The 22,340-nt window shown below is 38.2% G+C and carries 26 protein-coding genes; all 26 read right to left on the bottom strand.

Annotated elements, in window-relative coordinates; genetic code table 11:
- Positions 1-101 precede the first annotated feature (101 nt).
- The 26 genes from rpsB to fliJ all read right to left on the bottom strand — a co-directional run bounded on the left by rpsB (position 102) and on the right by fliJ (position 22,332).
- Positions 102-809, bottom strand: a complete 708-nt coding sequence (gene rpsB / locus FIU87_RS09290) for a 30S ribosomal protein S2 (protein WP_152444337.1) — start codon at positions 807-809, stop codon at positions 102-104.
- A gap of 156 nt (positions 810-965) precedes the next feature.
- A complete protein-coding gene (locus FIU87_RS09285) occupies positions 966-1,451 on the bottom strand; it encodes a hypothetical protein (protein ID WP_152444336.1) in 486 nt (161 codons plus the stop codon).
- Between the two features lie 21 nt (positions 1,452-1,472).
- On the bottom strand, positions 1,473-2,231 hold the full coding sequence (locus FIU87_RS09280; protein WP_152444335.1) for a FliA/WhiG family RNA polymerase sigma factor: 759 nt from the start codon (positions 2,229-2,231) through the stop codon (positions 1,473-1,475).
- A 38-nt stretch (positions 2,232-2,269) separates the two neighbouring features.
- Positions 2,270-2,770 carry a chemotaxis protein CheD gene (locus tag FIU87_RS09275; RefSeq protein ID WP_152444334.1) on the bottom strand — a complete coding sequence of 167 codons (501 nt, stop codon included), beginning with the start codon at positions 2,768-2,770 and terminating at the stop codon, positions 2,270-2,272.
- Positions 2,770-3,399 (bottom strand): chemotaxis protein CheC, encoded by a 630-nt coding sequence (locus FIU87_RS09270; protein ID WP_152444333.1) that lies wholly within the window; start codon positions 3,397-3,399, stop codon positions 2,770-2,772. The genes FIU87_RS09275 and FIU87_RS09270 overlap by 1 nt, the downstream gene beginning before the upstream one ends.
- Positions 3,389-3,853 (bottom strand): chemotaxis protein CheW, encoded by a 465-nt coding sequence (locus tag FIU87_RS09265; protein ID WP_152444332.1) that lies wholly within the window; start codon positions 3,851-3,853, stop codon positions 3,389-3,391. The genes FIU87_RS09270 and FIU87_RS09265 overlap by 11 nt, the downstream gene beginning before the upstream one ends.
- Before the next feature lie 29 nt (positions 3,854-3,882).
- On the bottom strand, positions 3,883-5,910 hold the full coding sequence (locus FIU87_RS09260; RefSeq protein ID WP_152444331.1) for a chemotaxis protein CheA: 2,028 nt from the start codon (positions 5,908-5,910) through the stop codon (positions 3,883-3,885).
- Between the two features lie 11 nt (positions 5,911-5,921).
- The gene (locus FIU87_RS09255) at positions 5,922-7,004 is read right to left on the bottom strand and encodes a protein-glutamate methylesterase/protein-glutamine glutaminase (protein WP_152444330.1); all 1,083 of its coding nucleotides are present in this window, start codon (positions 7,002-7,004) and stop codon (positions 5,922-5,924) included.
- A 23-nt stretch (positions 7,005-7,027) separates the two neighbouring features.
- Entirely contained in the window at positions 7,028-7,900 is an 873-nt protein-coding gene (locus FIU87_RS09250) for a MinD/ParA family protein (RefSeq protein ID WP_152444329.1), read from the bottom strand.
- On the bottom strand, positions 7,897-9,012 hold the full coding sequence (flhF, locus tag FIU87_RS09245) for a flagellar biosynthesis GTPase FlhF (RefSeq protein ID WP_172971005.1): 1,116 nt from the start codon (positions 9,010-9,012) through the stop codon (positions 7,897-7,899). Before flhF ends, FIU87_RS09250 begins: the two co-directional genes overlap by 4 nt.
- A gap of 2 nt (positions 9,013-9,014) precedes the next feature.
- Positions 9,015-11,054 carry a flagellar biosynthesis protein FlhA gene (gene flhA / locus FIU87_RS09240; protein WP_152444327.1) on the bottom strand — a complete coding sequence of 680 codons (2,040 nt, stop codon included), beginning with the start codon at positions 11,052-11,054 and terminating at the stop codon, positions 9,015-9,017.
- A 25-nt stretch (positions 11,055-11,079) separates the two neighbouring features.
- Entirely contained in the window at positions 11,080-12,168 is a 1,089-nt protein-coding gene (flhB, locus tag FIU87_RS09235) for a flagellar biosynthesis protein FlhB (protein ID WP_152444326.1), read from the bottom strand.
- Positions 12,169-12,945, bottom strand: coding sequence for a flagellar biosynthetic protein FliR (gene fliR / locus FIU87_RS09230; protein WP_152444325.1), 777 nt, complete (start codon positions 12,943-12,945; stop codon positions 12,169-12,171).
- A gap of 4 nt (positions 12,946-12,949) precedes the next feature.
- Complete coding sequence (gene fliQ / locus FIU87_RS09225) at positions 12,950-13,219, bottom strand: flagellar biosynthesis protein FliQ (protein ID WP_152444324.1); 270 nt, start codon at positions 13,217-13,219, stop codon at positions 12,950-12,952.
- Positions 13,220-13,233: 14 nt separating this feature from the next.
- Positions 13,234-13,899, bottom strand: coding sequence for a flagellar type III secretion system pore protein FliP (gene fliP / locus FIU87_RS09220; protein WP_152444323.1), 666 nt, complete (start codon positions 13,897-13,899; stop codon positions 13,234-13,236).
- Positions 13,896-14,561, bottom strand: a complete 666-nt coding sequence (gene fliO / locus FIU87_RS09215; protein ID WP_152444322.1) for a flagellar biosynthetic protein FliO — start codon at positions 14,559-14,561, stop codon at positions 13,896-13,898. Before fliO ends, fliP begins: the two co-directional genes overlap by 4 nt.
- Positions 14,562-14,578: 17 nt before the next feature.
- Positions 14,579-14,941 (bottom strand): chemotaxis protein CheY, encoded by a 363-nt coding sequence (locus FIU87_RS09210; RefSeq protein WP_152444321.1) that lies wholly within the window; start codon positions 14,939-14,941, stop codon positions 14,579-14,581.
- Positions 14,942-14,960: 19 nt separating this feature from the next.
- Positions 14,961-16,181, bottom strand: a complete 1,221-nt coding sequence (fliY, locus tag FIU87_RS09205) for a flagellar motor switch phosphatase FliY (protein ID WP_152444320.1) — start codon at positions 16,179-16,181, stop codon at positions 14,961-14,963.
- The gene (gene fliM / locus FIU87_RS09200; protein WP_152444319.1) at positions 16,171-17,169 is read right to left on the bottom strand and encodes a flagellar motor switch protein FliM; all 999 of its coding nucleotides are present in this window, start codon (positions 17,167-17,169) and stop codon (positions 16,171-16,173) included. The genes fliY and fliM overlap by 11 nt, the downstream gene beginning before the upstream one ends.
- A gap of 36 nt (positions 17,170-17,205) precedes the next feature.
- Positions 17,206-17,637 carry a flagellar basal body-associated protein FliL gene (fliL, locus tag FIU87_RS09195; RefSeq protein ID WP_152444318.1) on the bottom strand — a complete coding sequence of 144 codons (432 nt, stop codon included), beginning with the start codon at positions 17,635-17,637 and terminating at the stop codon, positions 17,206-17,208.
- Positions 17,624-17,842, bottom strand: a complete 219-nt coding sequence (locus tag FIU87_RS09190) for a flagellar FlbD family protein (protein WP_152444317.1) — start codon at positions 17,840-17,842, stop codon at positions 17,624-17,626. The genes fliL and FIU87_RS09190 overlap by 14 nt, the downstream gene beginning before the upstream one ends.
- A gap of 41 nt (positions 17,843-17,883) precedes the next feature.
- Positions 17,884-19,368 (bottom strand): flagellar hook-basal body complex protein, encoded by a 1,485-nt coding sequence (locus FIU87_RS09185; RefSeq protein WP_152444316.1) that lies wholly within the window; start codon positions 19,366-19,368, stop codon positions 17,884-17,886.
- Between the two features lie 58 nt (positions 19,369-19,426).
- Positions 19,427-20,077: a flagellar hook assembly protein FlgD gene (gene flgD, locus FIU87_RS09180; protein ID WP_152444315.1), complete on the bottom strand. Its 651-nt coding sequence runs from the start codon at positions 20,075-20,077 to the stop codon at positions 19,427-19,429.
- Positions 20,077-21,279: a flagellar hook-length control protein FliK gene (locus FIU87_RS09175; protein ID WP_152444314.1), complete on the bottom strand. Its 1,203-nt coding sequence runs from the start codon at positions 21,277-21,279 to the stop codon at positions 20,077-20,079. Before FIU87_RS09175 ends, flgD begins: the two co-directional genes overlap by 1 nt.
- 14 nt (positions 21,280-21,293) lie before the next feature.
- Complete coding sequence (locus FIU87_RS09170; protein WP_152444313.1) at positions 21,294-21,878, bottom strand: MotE family protein; 585 nt, start codon at positions 21,876-21,878, stop codon at positions 21,294-21,296.
- Positions 21,879-21,882: 4 nt separating this feature from the next.
- Positions 21,883-22,332 carry a flagellar export protein FliJ gene (gene fliJ / locus FIU87_RS09165; RefSeq protein WP_152444312.1) on the bottom strand — a complete coding sequence of 150 codons (450 nt, stop codon included), beginning with the start codon at positions 22,330-22,332 and terminating at the stop codon, positions 21,883-21,885.
- Between the last annotated feature and the right edge of the window lie 8 nt (positions 22,333-22,340).

Raw genomic sequence — 22,340 nt, 5'->3', positions numbered from 1 at the left:
TTCGTCCTCCTTAGGGTATGTAAAAAGTTTCATTTAAGCTTATTTCCAAAAAAAGGTGATAAAAGGCTTACCCCCCTTATCACCTTTTCTAAAACATCAAATTATGCAGTAGTTGTAGCAGTTTCTTCGCCTTGTTTTGCTTCAAGGATAGCGTCTGCCATTTTACCTGTTAATAGTTTAACCGCGCGGATTGCATCGTCGTTTGCAGGGATAACAACATCAATTTCGTCTGGATCACAGTTAGTGTCTACAATACCAACGATAGGGATGTTTAATTTTCTAGCTTCCGCAACAGCGATACGCTCTTTACGTGGGTCAATGATGAACAATGCATCAGGAAGACCTTTCATGTCCTTGATTCCGCCTAAGAATTTCTCAAGACGCTCAAGCTCTTTATTTAACATAACAACTTCTTTTTTAGGAAGTACTTCAAACGTACCGTCTTCTTGCATTTTTTCAATAGCTTTTAGACGAGAAATACGCTTTTGGATTGTTTCAAAGTTAGTTAGTGTTCCACCTAACCAGCGTTGGTTAACATAATACATTCCAGAACGTTCTGCTTCTTCTTTCACAGAATCTTGTGCTTGCTTTTTCGTACCAACGAACAATACTGTTCCGCCGTTACCAGCTAGCTCTTTTACAAAGTTGTATGCTTCTTCAACCTTTTTTACTGTTTTTTGAAGGTCGATGATGTAGATACCGTTACGCTCCGTGAAGATAAATTTCTTCATTTTTGGGTTCCAACGGCGAGTTTGGTGTCCGAAATGTACACCAGCTTCTAATAATTGCTTCATAGAAATTACTGACATGTTTTTTCCTCCTAATGGTTTTTTGTCCTCCGTTTACGTCATCTCTAAGCAAAACTGAAATTCAGCACCATTGCTCAAATCGGTAAACGTGTGTATTTATAACACCGAAAATAAATATATCACAATCACTTTTTACAATCAAGTTATAAATGCAACTCAGTGCTGAAATTTCAATAAAAGCTCGATTTCTGTTTTTCCCTTGTTTAACTTTCTTGCTGTTTCTTCAATAGAATAGCCTCTTTCACGTAACAGAATTGCCTGTTCCTTTAGACTTAATTCCTCAAATGACATTTCTTTTGGTTCTTTATTTAACTCATTATTGTTTTCTGAAAGTAGCTCCGTAACATCCGTTAGGGTAAGATTCTCTTCTATTTCATGGAAGTGTTGAGAAGTGTTTTTTTCATTGGACACTTCTCGTTCACCGTTTTTGTTCGTCATATTTTTTAAAAAGCGGTCATTTTCTTCCTTTAACTCCATGATAAATCCAGATATCGACTCTTCTGCTTCTGACAACAGCTGTCGGTATTCTTGTTCAAGTCGTTGAACATTCGAAAATTTACTATAGAGAATAATGGTGAACAAGATGACAAGTAGTATTAATATGAAGTTTATAATGGTAAAAATAATCACTGTTTCTATCACACCTTTATTGATGCATTTCTTCTACCATACTGGTTCAAGTTGCTTCCTTAACTTAAAGATCGCCTTGGAGTGAATCTGAGAAATCCTTGAAGTAGTCAAACCTAGAACTTGACCAATTTCAGTAAGTGTTAATTCTTCTTTATAAAAAAGACTAACCACAAGCTTTTCATTTTCAGAGAGAGATTCTATTTCTTGCACAAGCTGATGAACTGCTTCTGATTTAATTGCTTCTTCTTCGGGGGATAATGTTTTTTCATCCTTTAGGATGTAAGTGCCGTGGTGTGATTCTTCTTGATCCTTAGGCATGTCATCCATGGATAACACATTCGCATAAAATACTTCATGAATCACGGTTGAAACTTCATCTTGTGGCATGGAAACTTGTTTAGAAACCTCCTCTAAGGTAGCATTTCGCATCAACTCTTGTTCCAGCTCTTCCATTGCCGCTTCAATTTTTTTGGCTTTTTCCCGCACGCTTCTAGGAAGCCAATCCTCTTTTCTTAGGCCATCAATAATGGCACCCCTAATTCGAAAGGAAGCATATGTATCAAACTTTAAATCTCTTGTCGGGTCGAATTTTTCAATGGCATCAAATAACCCTACAAAGGCTAAGCTTTTAATTTCTTCTCTTTTTACAGTTTTAGGAAGCCCTACAGCTATCCGTTGCACATGATATTGTACAAGTGGCATATATTTTCTCACAAGGAAATCACCAGCGTCTGCATCTTTTTTTGTTTTCCATAAGCTCCAATAGTAGGACTCGTTCGTTGTAGTAGTCATGGCTTTCCTCCTTATATATTCCTAAAACCTAAAAATGATTAGATATAGCTAATGCCTTTATTGACGGTTTTAATCATAAGAACACCGCTGTCAGGATTAAACTCTATCGTTCTTCCATTATTTCCACCACAGTCCTCACTAAGCAATGGAATTTGTAGCTCCGCTAGTTTGGTTTTTACAGCTTCTACATTTCTAGGTCCAATTCTCATTAAATCATTGCTTGCTCCTTTAAATTGGAACATTTGTGCGCCACCGGCAATTTTTGCTCTTAAGCTAGTCATTTTGGTTCCAGTCCTTATCAACTTTTGAACCAATTGCACCACTCCAGTGTCCGCATATTTATATTGATTAAAGGAAGACATTCTTGCTAGCTTCGAATCTGGCAACATGACATGCACCATTCCCGCAATTTTTACTGTATTATCATAAATCACTACACCCACACAAGAGCCGAGGCCGGATGTACGAATCAACTGTGGCTCTTTAATGACCTCACACTCAGCAATACCAACCTTAACGACTGTTCCCATCTCTAACATTATACCGCTCCTAATGAGGCTAAGATTTTCTCAAAGGAATCTGGATAAGGAATGAGAAAAAAATGTCCTTTTGCTTTTTCCGTATATTCCGCGGTCGTTTCTGTTAGCTCTGTATCAATAAAGATGACCTGCTCGCTTGCTTCCGAAATTTCAAGAAGTGCAGTCACGACGATCGCACCAACCATATCAATAGTTACCTCTGGAACAGATGGAGTGACCATTATTCCAATACAATCTGAAAGCGCCGTCAAATAATGTGCGGATATAATATTTCCTAATTCCTGGAGAGCAGATAGCCCAAGTTCATGATTTGCCAGGTTCTCAACCTTCATCTCTTTATCTGGGATCAGTTGATTAATAAGTTTCGTGGCATCATCAATGGAAAGAACAAAAAACAAGCTTCCGGAGAGCTCTCCTTCCATTCTAAGAAAAACAGCCGCAACAGGCCTGTCTGATCCACCCATAAGTTCCATCATTTCGTTAAAATTAACAACCTTTGCCTGAGGAACATTCATGGTCACTTCTTTATTAAGAAGTTGGGAAAGGGCTGTTGCTGCATTTCCTGACCCTATATTGCCTAATTCCTTTAAAAGATCTAATTCTACTAAATTCTCTGACTTATTTTTCATTATCGCTACCTTTAGGGTAATTCATTTGCAAAATTTCGGATAAGTCCAAACACACGAACAGCCTTTTGTTCACATTCACAACACCTTGTACATACTTTTTGGCAACTGTCCCCACTACTTCTGGTGAAGGTTCGATATCTTCTTCTGTAATATCTACCACATCATTTGCTGCATCTACAATAAAACCAACTTCAATATCATCTACTACTGTAATAATTATCCTAGAAGAATGGGAAGGAGGACTCTCCTCCATTTCCAATCTACTTTTAAGGTCAATGATGGGGGTAATCACACCTCGAAGATTTATTACACCTTTTATAAAAGCAGGCACATTGGGAACTCTGGTAAATTTCATTAACTTTTCAATAGACCTTACCTGATGAACAGGAATGGCATATTCTTCGTCACCTAGTTCAAATACGATTAGTTTTAACATTTGAGCGGTATCCTGCATGATTCATTGCCTCCCATTCTCTTTTTAACTTATTTTATCAAGGCATTACAATCGAGAATGAGCGCAACTTGTCCATCCCCTAAAATCGTAGCTCCACTTATGGCAAAGGTAGTGCTTAAGTATTGCCCTAAAGATTTAAGTACAACTTCTTGCTGGCCAATGAACGAATCCACAACCAGCGCTGCCGTTTTTTCTCCTTTTTTTACAAGAACAAGAGAATAATAATCCTCATTCAGGTCGCTTGCCTGTTCCACCTGAAACACTTCATTTAAATAGATTACAGGAACAATTTTCCCTCTAAAATCAATAACCTTCTGATTGTGCGCAGTCACAATTTCTTCTTTTTTAATAATAGATGTCTCTATAATAGAGGAAAGTGGTATGGCATATTTTTCCGTTCCGACTTCCGTTAATAAAACAGAAATAATGGACAATGTTAAAGGCAATTGAATGGAAAATGTCGTTCCATGCCCTTCTGTTGAAGTAATCGTTATATTGCCTCCAAGTGATTCAATGGTGTTTTTCACAACATCCAGGCCGACACCTCTACCAGAAATATCAGAAATTACTTCTGCAGTAGAGAATCCAGAGGACATGATAAGCTGATACACTTCTAGATCAGACATTCTGTCGGCATCTTGCTGGGATATTACCCCATTTCCAATCGCTTTTTTTAGCACTTTATCACGGGAAATACCTGCCCCATTATCAATAATTTCAATGAATACATGGTTTCCGCTATGGTAGGCTTTTAGAATAATGGTACCTTCCTCTTGCTTTCCGTTCTTCACACGTACTTCAGGTTTTTCTATCCCATGATCAATGGCATTACGTAGTAGATGGACTAAAGGATCTCCAATCTCATCCATCACAGTCCGATCTAGCTCTGTTTCTGCCCCTTCAATCTCAATTTCGACCTTTTTTCCAAGGTCCCTTGCTAATTGTCGTACCATCCGTGGGAAACGATTGAAGACTGTTTCAATTGGCACCATCCGCATATTTAAGATAATGTTTTGCAAATCATTAGAGATTCTAGACATCCTCTCTACGGTTTCCAATAACTCTCCTTCATTTAAATCTTTGGAGATCTGCTCCAATCTGCCTCTGTCAATGACAAGCTCTTCGAAAAGATTCATCAAAGCGTCCAAACGGTCGATACTGACTCTTATAGTTTTATTCCCAGCTGCTACTTTTGAGGTTGCTGTTTTTTCTTCCTTAGCAGGGACTGCTGTGGTAGCAACCTCCGTGTTGGCAGCAACAGCTTCAGAAATGGCACTTTCTGAATCGAAATTGTCTGAATCCTTCTCTGTCAAAGTGGCAACATCTAGTTTATGAATGTTTACACTTTCTAGCTCAGACACCTTCATTATTTTTGCTTTCAATGAATCTGTATCTTCTTTCGTCACGATCGTTACCTGAAAGCTTTGCTCAAACTTTTCTTCTTCCAGCATGTCAACAGAAGGATGGGATTTTATCACCTCACCTAAACCTTCTAACACTTCAAACACCATAAATACTCTTGCAGCTTTTAATAAGCAGTCCTTGCGAAGTGTAATGGTAAGTTCATACGGCGAATATCCTTGTTCTTCTGATTGTTGTAAAATAGTTAGTTCGTAGGAATCATAAGAGTGTTCTGCATTTTCACTTTTTTTAGGAGTGCTTGAAGCGCTAATAGCATCACCTTTTTCAATTTTTACAAGGAGTGATACAACCTCTTTCACATCTTTTTTCCCATCTCCACCCTGTGAAATGGACAGTACCATCTCTTCAAGAAGCTCTACAGATTGAAAAATAACATCAATCAAGTCAGAAGTAACCGTTAGTTTACTATTGCGAATTAAGTCTAGGACGTTTTCCATTTGATGTGTCAATGCTGCAAGGTCCTCATATCCCATCGTCGCAGACATCCCTTTTAAGGTATGCGCGGAACGAAAAATATCATTTACAAGTTCAAGATTTCCTGGAAACTTTTCAAGTTCCACAAGCTTATTATTTATCTCCTGCAAATGCTCTTTACTTTCTTCCAGAAAAACATCTAAATATTGGTTTAAATCCATACTTCGCACCCCTATTTAATAGTATATTGGTGGATCTTTTTTGCAATATCATTGATGGGATGTACTTCATCTACTAGCCCTGTGTGAAGCGCGGCCTTAGGCATCCCATATACAACAGCCGTTTCCTCTGACTCTGCGATGCAGATTGTATTGGGTGGTTTAGTTTGCTTCAATAAACGGATACCCTCCGTACCGTCATTTCCCATTCCAGTTAACACAACTGCAATTTTTTGATAGTTTTGCAGATGATTTACCGATGTAAAAAGAAAGTCAACAGATGGTCTGTGCCCCTTTAACGGAGGAGAGTCATGTAGATGTATATACAAATCTCTGCCTTTTTTAACTATGCCCATATGGTAATCACCCGGTGCAATGTATGCAGTTGCATTTTCCACCTTTTGATTATGTACTGCCTCCACCACAGTAATGTTACTCATCGTGTTTAAGCGATTAGCTAATGATTTGGTAAAATGCTTAGGCATGTGCTGGACAATTAATATTGGTGCAGGAAACGATTCAGGAAGCGAAGCTAAGATGGTTTGTAGTGCTCTAGGTCCTCCTGTCGATGTACCAATGCAAACGAGTGTATTCTTATTTTCGCTTGTCTTTTCTAATAGTTCTATTTTACTATTACCTGTTATTGCAAAGGGTATATTTTTATTCTCTTCAGAGAAATTTTTTAACGTTTTTATATTCGTTTTGGAGGCCAGAAGTATTTTTTCTACTAATTCCTCTTTTACTTTATGTATATCTAATGAAATGGCACCCGAAGGCTTGGCAACAAAATCTACTGCCCCATATTCCATCGCAACAATGGTATTCAAGGAACCCGTTAAGGTTGTGCTTGATAACATAATCACGGGGAGAGGGTGCTCTTTCATGATTTTTTTCAACGCTTCTAGTCCGTCCATTTTCGGCATTTCAACATCCAAGGTGACTACATCTGGTGCAAAATCATTAATTTTGTTTAGCGCATCTAGGCCGTTATTTGCCGTCGCAATCACCTCAATGGAAGGGTGTTTTGACAGCATATCGGACAAAAGCTTTCTCATAAAGATAGAATCATCTGTAATGAGTACCTTTACTTTTTTCATCCTTTACTCTCTCTCCTTCCATCCTATCCAAATAAACTACGCAACTTTGTAAAAAAGTTTTGTGACTCAATGACCGTTTGAACTGTATTATTACTTAGGTATGTAGAAGTGAGCTTTTTTAATGCTTTGCTTGCCTGACATGATGGAAACCTTAGGAAGAAAGGCGTTTGTTCCATTACAGCTTTCGGTACATGTTTGTCATCTGGTAAATAGCCAATATAACAAAGTTCTTTTTTTAGGAATTTTGCTGCAACAGAATTCAACCTTCTAGCTGTGCTTTTTGCTCCAAAGGAATCAATGGCTCTGTTAATAAGAAGTTGAAATTTAATAGAATCCGCTTCAGGATGACTACAAACAAATTTAATTGCCGAATAGGCATCTGTCATTGATGTTGGTTCACACGTTGAGAGGACAAATACTTCATCACAGGATAATATTATTTTTCTGCTTTCAGTGGTAATTCCAGCTCCCATATCAAAAAGAATAAAATCATAGTTAACGGAAATTTGTTGAAGCTGTAAGAAAAATTGATTTCTTTTTTGTTCATTAAAGTAGAAAATATCTCTTAGACCTGAGCCTCCTGCAATATAAGAAAGCCCTTCAGGACCTTTTCTAGTAATATCTTCTATGGTAAGTCCTCGCTCAAATAAATCGACAATGCTGTATTTCTGCGTCATTCCCATAAGGACATCAATATTTGCCATCCCAATGTCCAAATCTAGTAACAATACCTTATAGCCCTTTGTTTGAAGTGCTAGCGAAAAATTTAGAGAAAAATTCGATTTACCTACTCCGCCCTTGCCACTGATAACGGCAAATGTTTTTGCTTCCTTCTTGCCTTGATCACTACCTAAACTTTTCATGCTATCCCTTAAAGACTGAGCTTGATCAATCATATTTTTAGTTCCTCAATGACACAATCCACCATCTTATCCTTTGTCATCTCTAAAAGATCCTCTGGAACGTTTTGTCCATTTGTAACAAAGGCTGTCCCTTTTTTATAATGCCTCGTCATTTCAAACAAAGCGCTAGGTCCTGTCGTTTCATCCATTTTGGTAAAAATAAATTGGTCAATTCCAATATCCCAGAACTGTTCGGTAATCTTTTTCATGTCCTGTACTTTAGAGGCTAAAGACAAGACTAAAAAAGTACTCATTTCATCCCCAAAATTCAGGATTTCTTCTAATTCCTTTACGTACTGTTTATTCAGATAATTCCTTCCTGCTGTATCAATAAACACCACATCCAAGTCAGTTAGCTTCATCTTTGCTTTATGAAAGTCTTCAGCGGAATAGCAAACCTCAATAGGAGCCTCTAAAATATTTGCATACGTTTTTAACTGTTCTATAGCTGCTATCCTGTAGGTATCAGTAGTGATAAAGCCTACTTTTTTCCCATGCTTTAATTTCGCAGTTGCTGCAAGCTTAGCAAGTGTTGTAGTTTTCCCTACTCCGGTAGGACCAACAAGGCAAATGTATTTTTGCAGAAATGACCGATTCTCAAAATAAACATCGGAAATCGCTTCTTGCATTTTTTCTTCCGTATGCTCTAACAATTCTTGTAAACTCGGATGATTATTTTGCCACATACGATAGAGGTAATCGTTTATCTCCTCTGTAAAGGATGGATCTAAATCAAGTTTGGTCACCTTTTCTTCCAGCAGGATTAAATAATCAGGTACATCCGGATTTCTGCCTGCATTCTTTGTTAAGTGCTTCATCATCCTTTTCATTTCCTGGATGCTGTCTAAAAGCTTTTCTTGTTCAAAGGAAGAAATATTGTTAGGTTGTGGAGGTACCTCATTACGTGCAGAATGCTTACTTTTTATGTTCTGTTCCATGACAACATCATCCACAGCAGCAATTACTTCGACACTTTTTTTCGTGACCAGACCAAAAAATTTGTTTGTTTTTACAGCTTTTGAGTTCAAGATGACTGCATCATTCCCTAACTCTAACCGGACAAGCTCCATCGCTTCTTGCATGGTATCTGCTTTGTATTTTTTCACCTTCATCCTTCCACATTCACCACCCCGATGCTTTGTACTTCAATGCTGGCTTCTAATTCATTATAAGAGATAACCGGAACTTGTGGCAGGTACCTCTCTAGTAATTGTTTTACATACATTCTTACAGCAGGTGAACACAATAAAATCGGTGTTTGTTCATAAATAGTAAACTGCTCCATTTGTTCTCCCACTTTTTGTACTATATCCATGGCACGGTTAGGATCTAAGGAAAGAAAATTTCCATGATCTGTTTGTTGGATGTGATCGGCAATCATTTTTTCTATCTTTCCAGAAAGCGTGACAACTTTAAAGGTTTCATTTTCCACTACATACTGGTTGGTAATTTGTTTGCTTAACGCCTGCCTAACATACTCAGCAAGCAGATCAGTATCCGAGCTCATTTTTCCATAGTCTGCTAATGTTTCAAAAATGATAGGTAAGTTTCTAATAGAGACGTTTTCCTTTAATAGTTTTGCAAGCACCTTTTGCACATCACCAACGGATAGAGGGGATGGTGTTACTTCTTCTACTAGTATTGGTGCGTTTTCCTTTAAATGATCAATAAGTTGCTTTGTTTCCTGTCTGCCAAGAAGTTCGTAGGCATGCTGCTTCATTTTTTCTGTAATATGGGTGGAGACTACCGATGGAGGATCTACCACCGTATACCCATACATTTCTGCTTCGTCCTTAAGCTCCTCACTTATCCATTTAGCAGGTAAGCCAAAAGACGGTTCTATCGTATCAATACCTTCAATCACTTGCTCTTCCATTCCTGGACTCATGGCAAGGTAATGGTCTAGAAGTAGTTCTCCTTTTGCTACTTCATTGCCTTTTATTTTCAATCTGTATTCGTTAGGCTGAAGCTGTATATTATCCCGAATTCGAACAACGGGGATAACCAAGCCAAGCTCAAGTGCTAATTGCCTTCTTATCATAACAATCCGATCAAGAAGGTCCCCACCTTGTTTGGAATCCGCAAGTGGAATCAGTCCATAACCAAACTCAAACTCGATAGGATCAACGGACAATAGATTTACAACACTATCTGGACTCCGCATTTCATCAGATACTACCTCTTCTTCTGGCTCTTCTTCTACAAAGGCACTTTCTTTTTGTTTTTTACTTATTAGATACGCACCAACGATGATAAGTGCCGCAATAGGTGCAGTAAGGAGTGGTCCAATTGGAGTGACAATCCCTAACAACAATATTGTGCAACCTGCCACATACAGCATTTGAGGATAAGCAAATAATTGCTTGCTTATATCTCCACCAAGATTCCCTTCAGAGGATGCTCTCGTTACGACAATACCTGTTGCAGTCGCAATTAAGAGGGCAGGAATTTGAGATACTATGCCGTCCCCTACCGTTAAAAGCGTAAATTTTTGAGCCGATTCTCCAAAGCTTAAACCCATTTGCGCCATCCCTATTACAATTCCAAAGATAACATTGATAAAGACGATAATAATTCCTGCGATTGCGTCCCCTTTTACAAATTTACTGGCACCATCCATCGCTCCATAAAAATCGGCTTCTTTCGCAATTTTTTCCCGTCTTTCTTTGGCAACCTGCTCTGATATCATTCCTGCATTCAAATCAGCATCAATACTCATTTGCTTACCAGGCATCGCATCAAGAGTGAATCGTGCAGCAACTTCTGATACACGCTCGGCTCCTTTTGTAATAACAACAAATTGGATGACAACGAGGATAATAAAAACAACCAATCCTACCACAACGTTTCCTCCAACAACGAATGTACCAAACGTTTCTACAACAGTACCCGCAGTTCCTTCACTCAGAATGGATCTTGTGGTAGAAACGTTTAATCCTAGCCGATATAAGGTCAGTAGTAATAGTAATGAAGGAAAAATTGCAAATTGCAAAGGCTCCTGAATGTTCATCGTTGTTAACAGTACAATTAGAGCAAGGGAGATATTAATAATAATAAAGATACTTAGCATCCATGGATAAAATGGAATAATTAACATGGCAATAATCAGGATGACACTAAGTAAAACGGATAAATCTCTTGCTGACATCTTTTTCTATCTCTCCTTTTCGACTCTACTTTACTTCGTTTTTTAATCGATAAACATAAGCTAAAATTTCTGCAACTGCTCCAAAGAACTCTTCAGGAATGGCATCACCGATTTCAGCCTGACTATATAGGGAACGTGCCAGTGGTTTATTTTCTATGGTCACAACTTGGTGCTCTGCTGCTTTTTCTTTAATTTTTTTCGCAACATAATCCACACCTTTTGCAAGAACGATTGGGGCATCCCCTTTTGACTCGTCATATTTTAATGCGATAGCATAATGCGTTGGATTGGTAATGACTACATCCGCATTCGGAACATCTTGCATCATCCTCTGCATCGCCATTTCCCGCTGCTTTTGCTTTATTTTTGATTTAATTAACGGATCCCCTTCTGTTTTCTTATACTCATCCTTCACATCGTGCTTAGACATTCTGATGTTTTTTTCAAAATCATATTTTTGATATAAATAATCAAAAACAGATAAAAACAACAACGCGCCGCCTGCAAACAATCCCATTCGAATGGTAAGCGAACCTAGAAACGATAATGCCTCATGAATATTTTTTTGTGAGAGAATCAGCACCTCATCAAGACTAAACCATAAAATCGCAAAAGTAATAACACCAACCACGACAATTTTCAGCATGGATTTTACAAATTCAACAATAGCACGAACGGAATAAATCCTCTTAAACCCTTGAATCGGATCAAGCTTATTCAATTTCATTTGAATGGCTTCTGTTGAAAACAATGGTCCCACCTGCAGAAAGTTTGCAACGAGTGCTCCAATAATTGCTGCAAGCATAATGGGTCCGACAATCCAAATTAATTCAAGCAAAATATCAATAAATATTAGATGGATTTTATCTGGGGTTACTTCCTCTAACATATTAGTTTGAAAAGATTGAACAAAAAGAGCCAACACACCGTTTTTCATCCAAGGTCCGATTGCAAGTAAACAAAGAAAAACAGCGAGTAACACAATAGCTGTGTTTACGTCAGAGCTCTTAGCTACCTGCCCTTTTTTCCTTGAATCTTGCCTTTTTTTCGGAGTAGCTTTTTCGGTTTTCTCACCAGCAAAAAATTGTAAATTTAATTTCAGCATTGTTGCCATTTAGAAACCTCCAAGCAATTCCATCAAACCTCTCATGGTATGAAGCATCATTTCAAACAACTTATAGAAAAGGGTAAAAAGGATCGTCAGGGAAAAGATGATTGTCACAAAACTAACGCCAATCTTTAGGGGCAACCCAACGACAAACACATTAAGCTGTGGAACCGTTCGTGCGACAATTCCAAGAGCTACGTCTACTAAAAACAACACTCCAACGATTGGGAGGGCCATTTGCAAGGCGATCACAAACATCCCATTCACGGTGTTTAAAACTCTTTCAAATACCGCTTCCTCTCCAAGAGGTAACCATGACTGCGTTATAGAAATGAGCTCATAGCTATAGAAAATTCCATCGAGCATAAGATGATGTCCATTGACTGAAAGTAGTAACAGCAAAGAAAACATATAGAAAAATTGACCGATTATTGGACTTTGAATGCCTGTTTGCGGATCAATAACATTGGCAATAGCAAAACCCATTTGAAAATCAATAAATCCACCTGCGATTTGTATGGCGGCAAGAACCATATAGGCAACCAGCCCGATTAATAGCCCAATCATCATTTCTTTGATAACAAGGAATATATATGCACCATCAATTCCTAAAACAGGTAGATCCATCGAAAATGTCATTACAAGTGAAAAGAAAAATCCCAATCCCACTTTAAAAGTGGCAGGAACATTCCGATATGAAAAGAGTGGGAGCGTGACAAAAAAGGCTGTTACTCTCGTTAGTACCAGTAAAAATGCCGGAAAATAATTAATCCATTCTAGCATAGTACTAGTTTACAAATCGGTGAATGTTATTGAAAATTTCCAATGCGTAAGAAAGCATGGTGGACAACATCCACGGTCCGAATACAACCAACCCCACAAGTACTGCAACAATTTTCGGAATAAATGCAAGGGTTTGCTCTTGTATTTGTGTTGTTGCTTGAAAAATGCTGACAATTAACCCCACAACTAGAGCCAGTATTAAAAGAGGGGCGCTGATCAACAGAATCGTATACACGCCTCTTTCAGCCATTGAGATTACAAATTCCGGGCTCATGTTTACACCTCGTATTAAAATGTTTGCAATAAAGACTTCACGATTAAATACCATCCATCTACTAACACAAAAAGAAGGATTTTAAAGGGCAAAGAAATCATTACTGGCGGAAGCATCATCATACCCATACTCATAAGCACACTTGCTACCACCATGTCGATGACTAGAAATGGAATAAAAATCATAAACCCAATTTGAAAGGCTGTCTTTAATTCACTAATTGCGAAAGCTGGAACTAATACAGTCAAAGGAATATCTTCAATCGTTTCCGGCCTTTCCATTTGGGCATAATCCATAAACAACGCCAAATCCTTTTGCCTTGTATGCTTACTCATAAACTCTTTCATTGGTATGCTTGCCCGTTCGTAGGCTTCATCTAAAGAAATCTCTTCATTAAACAAAGGCTGCAAAGCGGTATCATTTACTTCAGCAAAGGTCGGCGCCATGATAAAGAACGTTAAAAACAAGGCAAGTCCGATTAACACCTGATTTGGTGGCATTTGCTGTGTTGCAAGAGAAGTTCTTACAAAGGACAACACAATAATGATTCGTGTAAAGCTTGTCATTAAGATGAGAATAGCAGGTGCTAAGGAAAAAATAGTTAATAGTAATAGTAATTGGATAGAACTTGAAACAGTGGATGCTTCATTTCCACTGAATAATTCAATAAAACCAATCATTTCTTAAATCCTTCCTTGTTTTGCATATCATTCATTTTAGTCTTTCTGTCTTCTGATATTTTTCCAAGCTGCTCTTTTAACAAAGAGGAAAAAGTGGAGGTACGTTTTGCTTTTTGGTAATGGTTCCATTTATCCGATATGTTCGCTAATAGATTTGGTGGTAACGCTTGAGAATCTATTTGCTCTTGATAGGATGTTAGGATGCGTTTTCTTTCCTCTTCATCAGTAATTTCCTTCAATAGACTGATAGATTCTCCAACACCCACTACTAAGATGTTGTCCCCTACTTTAACAAGCTGAAGTGACTTGTTAGCTCCTAAGCTCGTTCCACCTATTGTCTCTATTGCCCTTGTACCACCAAGTTTATTTCGCTTATTGATAAATTTCAGCGCAAGGTAAAGCAGTGCAAGCACAAACATTAATGCAAATATCATTTTGATAAAATCAAAAAATGTAACAGAAGGAGCATTGGCCACCAGCTCCTTGTCAACAGGTTCGGAATCCGAGATGTTATTTTCATCAGGATCACTACTTTCCCCTGAGGGTTTTTCTTTATCATAGGCATCCCGAACGCTATCTCCAACTGCAAATGCTACCTGTTGAAATGGCAAGGTGACCATAAAAATAACTGTCACCAATATCATGATGTGACGCTTTTTCACACACAAAAGGAACACCTCTACGCCAATGTTTTGTGAATGGCTTCAATTACTCTGTCAGCTTGAAATGGTTTAACGATGAAATCTTTTGCTCCAGCTTGAATAGCATCGATAACCATTGCTTGCTGCCCCATAGCAGAACACATGATGACTTTTGCATTTGCATTAATTGCTTTTATTTCTTTCAGGGCTGTAATCCCATCCATTTCTGGCATCGTAATATCCATTGTCACCAAATCAGGATGAAGCTCTTTATATTTTTCTACAGCTTGGGCACCATCAGCTGCCTCTCCTACCACTTCATAGCCGTTTTTTGATAAAATATCCTTTATCATCATTCTCATAAATGCTGCATCGTCTACAATTAGTATTCTTTTTCCCATGTCAATTCCTCCTAGTGTTTTAACGAAGTTTTCTAATTCTATCAGACTGACTAACGATATCTGTTACTCTCACTCCGAAGCTTTCATCTATTACAACTACTTCTCCTTGGGCAATGAGCTTATTATTGACAAGAATGTCTACCGGCTCACCTGCAAGCTTATCCAATTCGATAATCGAGCCTGTTGATAATTCCAGAATGTCTTTTACAGAACGTTTTGTTCTGCCAAGCTCAACCGTAACTTGTAGTGGAATATCTAAGAGCATATTTAAGTTGTTTGATTCTGTTTCTTCTACTGCTGTTGTTTCAAAGCTTGAAAAAACTGCAGGTTGGACGTTTACATGTTGCTGTTTTGCTTGTTGGTGATTTTCTACTTTTCTTTCTACTGGAGGACTTTGGTGATTTGAACCATATCCTTTGTCTTCATACCTAGAAGCAGATGCGGCGCTTTCGGTGTAGGAAGGTGGCAACGAGTGCTCCTGTTCATAAAAATTAGTCGCGTCATTTGAAAATGTGTCAGGCTCATCAAGCTTTTGTTCCACTTCATTAGAACCTTTTGGATTCAAAAGTTCCCCCACTAGGCTCTTCGCAAATTCTAAAGGGAGAATTTGCATGATAGATGAATCTATTAAGCTTCCTATTCTGATAGAAAAAGCAACTTTTATTAAAAGCTCATCTTCCGGAAGCTCTGTCGTACCTTCTCCTTCCTTGAAATCAAGGAGTAACACAGATGGTGGAGAAATGTCTATTTTTTTTGCAAAAACAGTAGACATAGAAGTTGCTGCAGATCCCATCATTTGGTTCATGGCTTCATGAACGGCACTTAGATGGATTTCATCAAATTCTATTTGCGGATTTTCTCCTGTCCCACCAAGCATCAAGTCAGCAATAATAGCGGCGTCCTTTTGCTCCACCACCAATATATTTGAACCTGAAAAACCTTCTGTGTAACTTACACGAATGGCGACATAGGGTTCTGGAAACTCACTTTCAAGCTTACTTTTTTCTATCAGTGATACTCTAGGAGTAGTGATGGACACTTTTTGATTTAACAAAGTGGATAAGGCAGTTGCTGAACTACCAAAAGATATGTTTCCTATTTCACCTAAGGCATCCTGTTCCATCATTGAAAGATAATCCTCTGTATTCAGATCAGCATAGAGGGGTTCTTCATCGTTGTTATCTGTCCCTCGAAGCAGGGCATCTATCTCATCTTGAGATAACATTCCATCACTCATCATCTTCTGATCCCTCCTTGATTTTTTCGATAATTTGTACTGCTAAGTTTTTCTTCACCTGGCCTACTTGTGCTTTAAAAGTAGGCTTACTATCCACGTTGAGAATAATGGGTGAGTCTATTTTTTGATCCAGTGCGATCACATCGCCTATGCTAATATTTAATAAATCTGCAAACGATATCTCTGAGGTGCCAAGCTCCGCACTTACCATTAACGGTGTGGCTCGAATTGCTTTTTCAAGGGCTGCAATTTCATGCGGTTGCCTTACTTTGTTTTTTTCTTCCATCCAATAATGTGCAGTCAGCTTAGGTATTACTGGTTCTAGCACTACATGTGGAATACAGATGTTTATTACTCCTGTTACATCCCCAATCGTAATATTCATTGAAATGACAATAACTGTTTCATTTGGAGAAACCATTTGCAGAAACTGGGGATTCACTTCTAAATCAGTTAGAATGGGCTGGATAGTAGCAATGTTATCCCATGCTTCTCCAAAGTTCTCAATAGCCCCTTCAAAAAGGGATGTCATTAGCCTTGTCTCTATCTCAGTTAAGCTGTCTACCTTATTTACTCCTGACCCTTTGCCACCTAGCTGTCTATCTAGCATCGCATAGGCAATGGTAGGGTTTATTTCAAGCACAACCCTGCCTTCAAGTGGAGCTACCTCAAAGACATTTAATATGGTCATCTTTGGAATGGACCGAATAAATTCTTCATAAGGAAGCTGATCAACTGAAGCAACACTAATCTGAATATACGTGCGCAATTGCGCTGAGAAATAGGTAGTCAGTAATCTAGCAAAATTCTCGTGTATTCTTGTTAAATTTCTAATTTGATCCTTTGAAAACCTTAACGCCCTTTTAAAATCATAAACTTTTACTTTTTTGTCCTGCTGTTCTTTCTTTAATTCTTCTGCATTCATTTCTCCTGTTGATAGTGCAGAAAGAAGGGCATCTATTTCACTCTGTGACATTATTTCAGTAGACATAACCCACCACCTATTCTCTTGTCGCCTTCTTGGTGATTAATTTTGAAGAAGAAAGGAGGTTGCGTATACCTTCACAATTTCTCCCTCTTGCATAATTTCGTTTATTTTCGCTTGAATATCCCCTTCAAGCTTTGTAATGCCTTCCCCACCACTTAAATCAGCGGAAGATAGATTTGAAATTTCATGAATGACGATATTTTTCACTTGAAATTCACGTTTTTGGAGCTCGGAAGTTGCTTTTTTTCCGTCAGTTTGCACCTTCATCGTAAGACGAACGTATCCACCGCTCTTCAAATTCGTCGTGATTTCTTCAAAATCAACAGAATACTTCAAGACCTCATCAATACTTGGTTCACCTGTTTCTTCATCTGCAAAAAATTTATCCATGGAGACGAGAGCTACTACGCCTAAAAGTGAAATAACTAGTAAAATAACGATCATTGCATTAAGTAGTTTATTGCGAAACATCTTTTTCCGCCTCCAAATATGTACCATGATGCATATGTGCATAAAATGCCTTGCTAAGTAGGAGCACGTCCTGCATTCTTTCTTTAACAATCAATTTCTTACCATTGTTGAGTGTAATCATGGTGTCAGGAGTTTCTTCTATCTGTTCTATATGCCAGACGTTTACCGTGAATTCTTTGCCATTAAGTTTGGTTAACTTTATCATGACAGTCGGGCTAAGCTTTTATCAGCTTAGCCCTTCCTCCTTTACCGCTTCAGATTGACAAGCTCCTGCAATATTTCATCGGATGTTGTAATGATTCTCGTGTTTGCCTGGAATCCTCTTTGGGCTGTAATCATCTCTGTAAACTCTTCTGAGAGGTCTACATTGGACATCTCTAAAGTTCCAGATATGATAGAAGCTGCACCATTATCACCAGGGCGGAACATTTCTTCTAACTGTATGCCATCTCCATTTTTGTCCATCGTCCCTGAATTGTTGGATTGTTGGAAAAGATTTTCCCCAACTCTTTCAAGACCGGCATCGTTTGGAAACTTAGCAAGCATCAGTTGTCCTGCAACTTTCAAATTACCGAACTGATCGATAAAGTTTACCTTTCCATCACCAGAAATACTAAAGCTTCTGGCATTAGGAGGAATCTGAATCAAACCGGCACTTCCGCTTAAAGAATCCGTCCATGTTGGCAATTGGACCATTTCAGCAGTGGCAACAAAATTTTCAAACGTACGATAAGCGGTATCTAGATTGCCTTTGACTGATTGAGCATAACTCACAAGGTTAGAAAGATTATTAATATTAGCAGTATCTTTGGTTGGCATTGCCCCAAAATTGTTATCTTGCACAACTGGATCATTAAGCTGATAAACAATTTCCCCACTATCACTTATAAAGCTAGCAATGGCATCATTTAATGCTACTCCTGATTGATTAAAAGCATCGAACTCACCGGAGTAAATATTATCGTAAAAATCATTAAACTGGTCACCTGCATTATCCCTTGCTTCAAGCGCTGCTTGTGCCGCTGCTAAAAGCTGTGGATCTGTTCCACCTGCTTCTAAGCTAGCTTTTTCAGCATCTTCATACGTGCGTTGTGCCTCTAAAAATCTCATTGCTAAATCAAGAAATTTGTTGGTATCATTACGGAAATCACGATATTCATCAAAGAAAATTTCCCCGGCATTTAATGCTGCATTAGAGGCACCAATGATATCATCGTTTGGTATCTTCTTTTCTCCAGTTTCCCCAATCAAATACATACCATTGGCATTTACAATATATCCATTATTATCAAGATAAAAATTACCAGAACGAGTGTAGTTAAGAGACATCGCATTATCAACGGCTCCACCCAAAATTCGATTATCGCCATACATAGTATCGGAATCAACGTTTACTCTTGTGATATCTGCTATCGATGCTACTGCAAAGAAGCCATCACCAGATAGCGCAAGGTCAAGTGGTCTTGCAGTAGTTTGCAAGGACCCTTGTGTTTGTATAGAATCGATGCTACTAATCATAGATCCTAGTCCCACTTGCTTTGCATTCATACCACCTCTGCCAGCTGCTGGTCCGCTTGCTCCAGATAACTGTTGTACCATCATTTCTTGGAAAGTTGCTCTTCCCTTTTTAAAGCCATACGTATTTACGTTGGCAATATTATTACCGATAACATCCAACTTGGTCTGAAAGTTTCTTAGGGCCCCTATACTTGAATACATGGAACGAAGCATGTAATTTCCCCCTCATATATTGGCTTTGCTTTCTTACAAAGCCAGAATAGTAGTTTACTTATTGCGAGATTTTCGTTATTGCATCCAGTGGAATGTGTCTATTTGTTAATCGCGGATCTTCTGAGATAAGAAAGATTTTCCCTTCTTTGATTACGACAGATTGGACCAGCGCATTTTCTATCGTTTCGTTGTCTTGATTGATTGATACTTGTTTGCCTATGAGATTACTTGCTGAAAGGAGGGCGTTAGCAGAAGCTTCCGTGCTTTCTCCTTGGTTCACTTTTGTAATCTGCTCTACTGCAATTTCAGTAGCATCATTCATGACTAGTCTTGCTTTCCCTTCTTGTAAAGAAATTCTCTCAACAGTCCCTGTTTTTTCTTCCACAAACTGTTCGCCATCTACTTCATAAATATTTTGATAGGTTAGATTCGCTCCTAAGTATGCTTGAAGTGAAAGAACGTTCATCTTATTTTGAGAAGAGATAAACCCTTCCATGCTTTTGTTTAAATTTGTCATCTGTTCTAAAGATGTGAAATTTGCCATTTGTGAGATGAACTCTCTGTCTTCCATCGGATTGAGAGGATCTTGGTTTTGAAGCTGGGCAATTAACAGGCGAAGAAAGTCATCCTTCCCCATTACATTATTGTTTTTAGCTTTTTCATCAGGGCGATTCTGGATAAACAAATCGGCTGAAATTTTATTGGTCATTATTGCTCACCTTCTGATTTTTCTTGTTCTAATTCTTCTATGAGTAACGCTTCAAATGAAGGAGCATCTTCCTTGTTTTTATCTTGTTCAGAAGAATTTCTATCCTGTTGCCGCTCTTGAAAAGTTTCTTTATGCTGCTGAGAGAAGCGTTGTTCTTGCTCATGAAACACGATATCAAGCTTGTCTATATTTATTGTAGAAGTGGTTAAGTTTTGTTTTAATGTCGCTAATTGACTTTCTAGAAGACTAGCAGCAGATTTTGAGTGAACAATAATTTTGGCAACAAGTCCTTGTTGTGTTTCTTGTAATTTAATGTGTAGGGTTCCAAGATGATCTGGAGTTAATCTAATAGTCATAGCTTGATTTCCATTGACAAATCTGGATTGGGCTTTAGACAGCACACCTTCTAGCTTTTGTAAAAGCTGTTCTCTAGCTTTATCGAATGTGGTTGTATCTATTGTCCATTGCAACACTGCTTGCTTAGGCTGTTGAAGGGTAGTGATGGATACTGGTCCCATTGATTGGTTTGCTTCATTCCATGAAGGAAGACTCGTAAATTTAATTGTTTTATCCTGTTGTTCAGATGGTAATCTTCTATCAGGAATTTGTGCCTTTAACCTTTGTTCCACCAACATTAACAGCTCTTTCATGCTGGAATTCTCTTTAGTTTCATTCAACTCTGTAGCTTGCTGATTTTCTTGTTTCGCCAAAAAATCTTTTACTAGTAAAACTACACGATTAGATAAACTTGCAAGCTGTTCACTCACTTCCTCAAGCGATGGAAGTGATGATTGTTGCGGCTGCTGAGATCCATAAACTGCAAGAATTTCAAGCATAAGAAAAGACTGCTCAAGAACAGCATAGAATTCTTCTGGTAAGGGAGTAGTTTCTTGATTCTTACTACTAATTAATTCCTGCAATTTATTTAATATGGAAATTTGCAAAGAGAGCAATTCTTCCATGCTACCCAAATCTTCAGTTGTAATTTCTAGATCCTCATCTGTCTTTACCGTCTCATTTAGCTTATTGATATCTCCAGACCGGTTATTTTGGCTAATTAAACCTGCACTCAATAAGTGATGAAACTGCCCAGCTAACTCACTTACGGAGTTATTTTCGTTTTGACTTCTAGTTGTTTTGGGTGTATCCCCCTTGCGAAGAGCTGTAACATCGCTTGAAACCATAACGTTCAAGGCGCTCATTCCTTTCCAGTAGCTTATTCTTCATTTGCTAAGCGCGTTGTTATTCTAGCCGCTTGTTCAGGGGGCATCTGTCCGAGAATAGAAGAGGTTTTGGCTGTGCTTAACTCTTGTAAAATACGAATGGCCATTTCTTCTTCAAGCTCTAAAATAATTTCGGATGCTTTTCTGGTAGACATCCCTTCATATAACTTTGCTAACTCTTTTGTCGATGCTTTCACGTTTTCCTGTTCTGTTTCAAGGTCCTCAATTCGTTTATTTGCTTGTTCTAGCTGAGCGACTAGCTTCGTAATTTCTTGTTGCTTTCTATTAATCTCACGCTCAAGCTGTACCATTTCCTGAGAAGAAGTTTCTTTTTCTGCTGGCTGTTTTTCATTAGTCTTTGTGTCCTTTTTTCCTTGATCTTCTTGTTCAGAAGCCGTTTCCACTTTATCCGGAATAAAGGTTTGTGCTATTTCAAACACATTTTTGCCCTGATACGTAAGATAGCCTAATAAAAGGACAGCGGCGAAAAGAAGTGGTATGACAAACAAATATAGAAGCCTTTGCATAAAAGAGTATTTTTCTTCTTCCGTTTCAATATTTTTTTCTTTTTTCATCATTTACTCACCTATTTGTGTGCTGCGAATAGTGGAGAATGGAAATTTCATCTATAAAGGTTGCCTCCATTTTTGAATCAACCTGTTTTCGATAGATCTTTCCTTTATCGTCTAGTACCTCATATTTTTTGTATTCAACCGAATGCTCTTTCAGCTTTTCTTCCTTGAGGGTCATATATGCTCTTGCATGACTCACTTTCTTTTGCTGGTGCATCAGGTTTTTTTCCAAGTTACCCATGAAAAATTGTTGTTGTTTGAGTGTTGCAATTGGAATACCTGATTTTAATTGATCTTGCAACTCAGCTTCTAACGTCTCTTTCTTTTTCAAGAGCTCATATAAAGCATGTCCTTCTGTTTCGAAGATGTTTAAGGCAAGTTGGTATTCTGAGCTTGCTTGATTTTTTTCCGCATTTTTTACAACAAGAATTTTTTCCAATCTATCCTTCTGTATGAGCATTCTTACAC

The organism is Bacillus sp. THAF10 (assembly GCF_009363695.1).
Taxonomy (GTDB): Bacteria; Bacillota; Bacilli; order Bacillales; family Bacillaceae_I; genus Sutcliffiella_A.
This window is presented reverse-complemented; position numbering and strand designations above follow the sequence as displayed.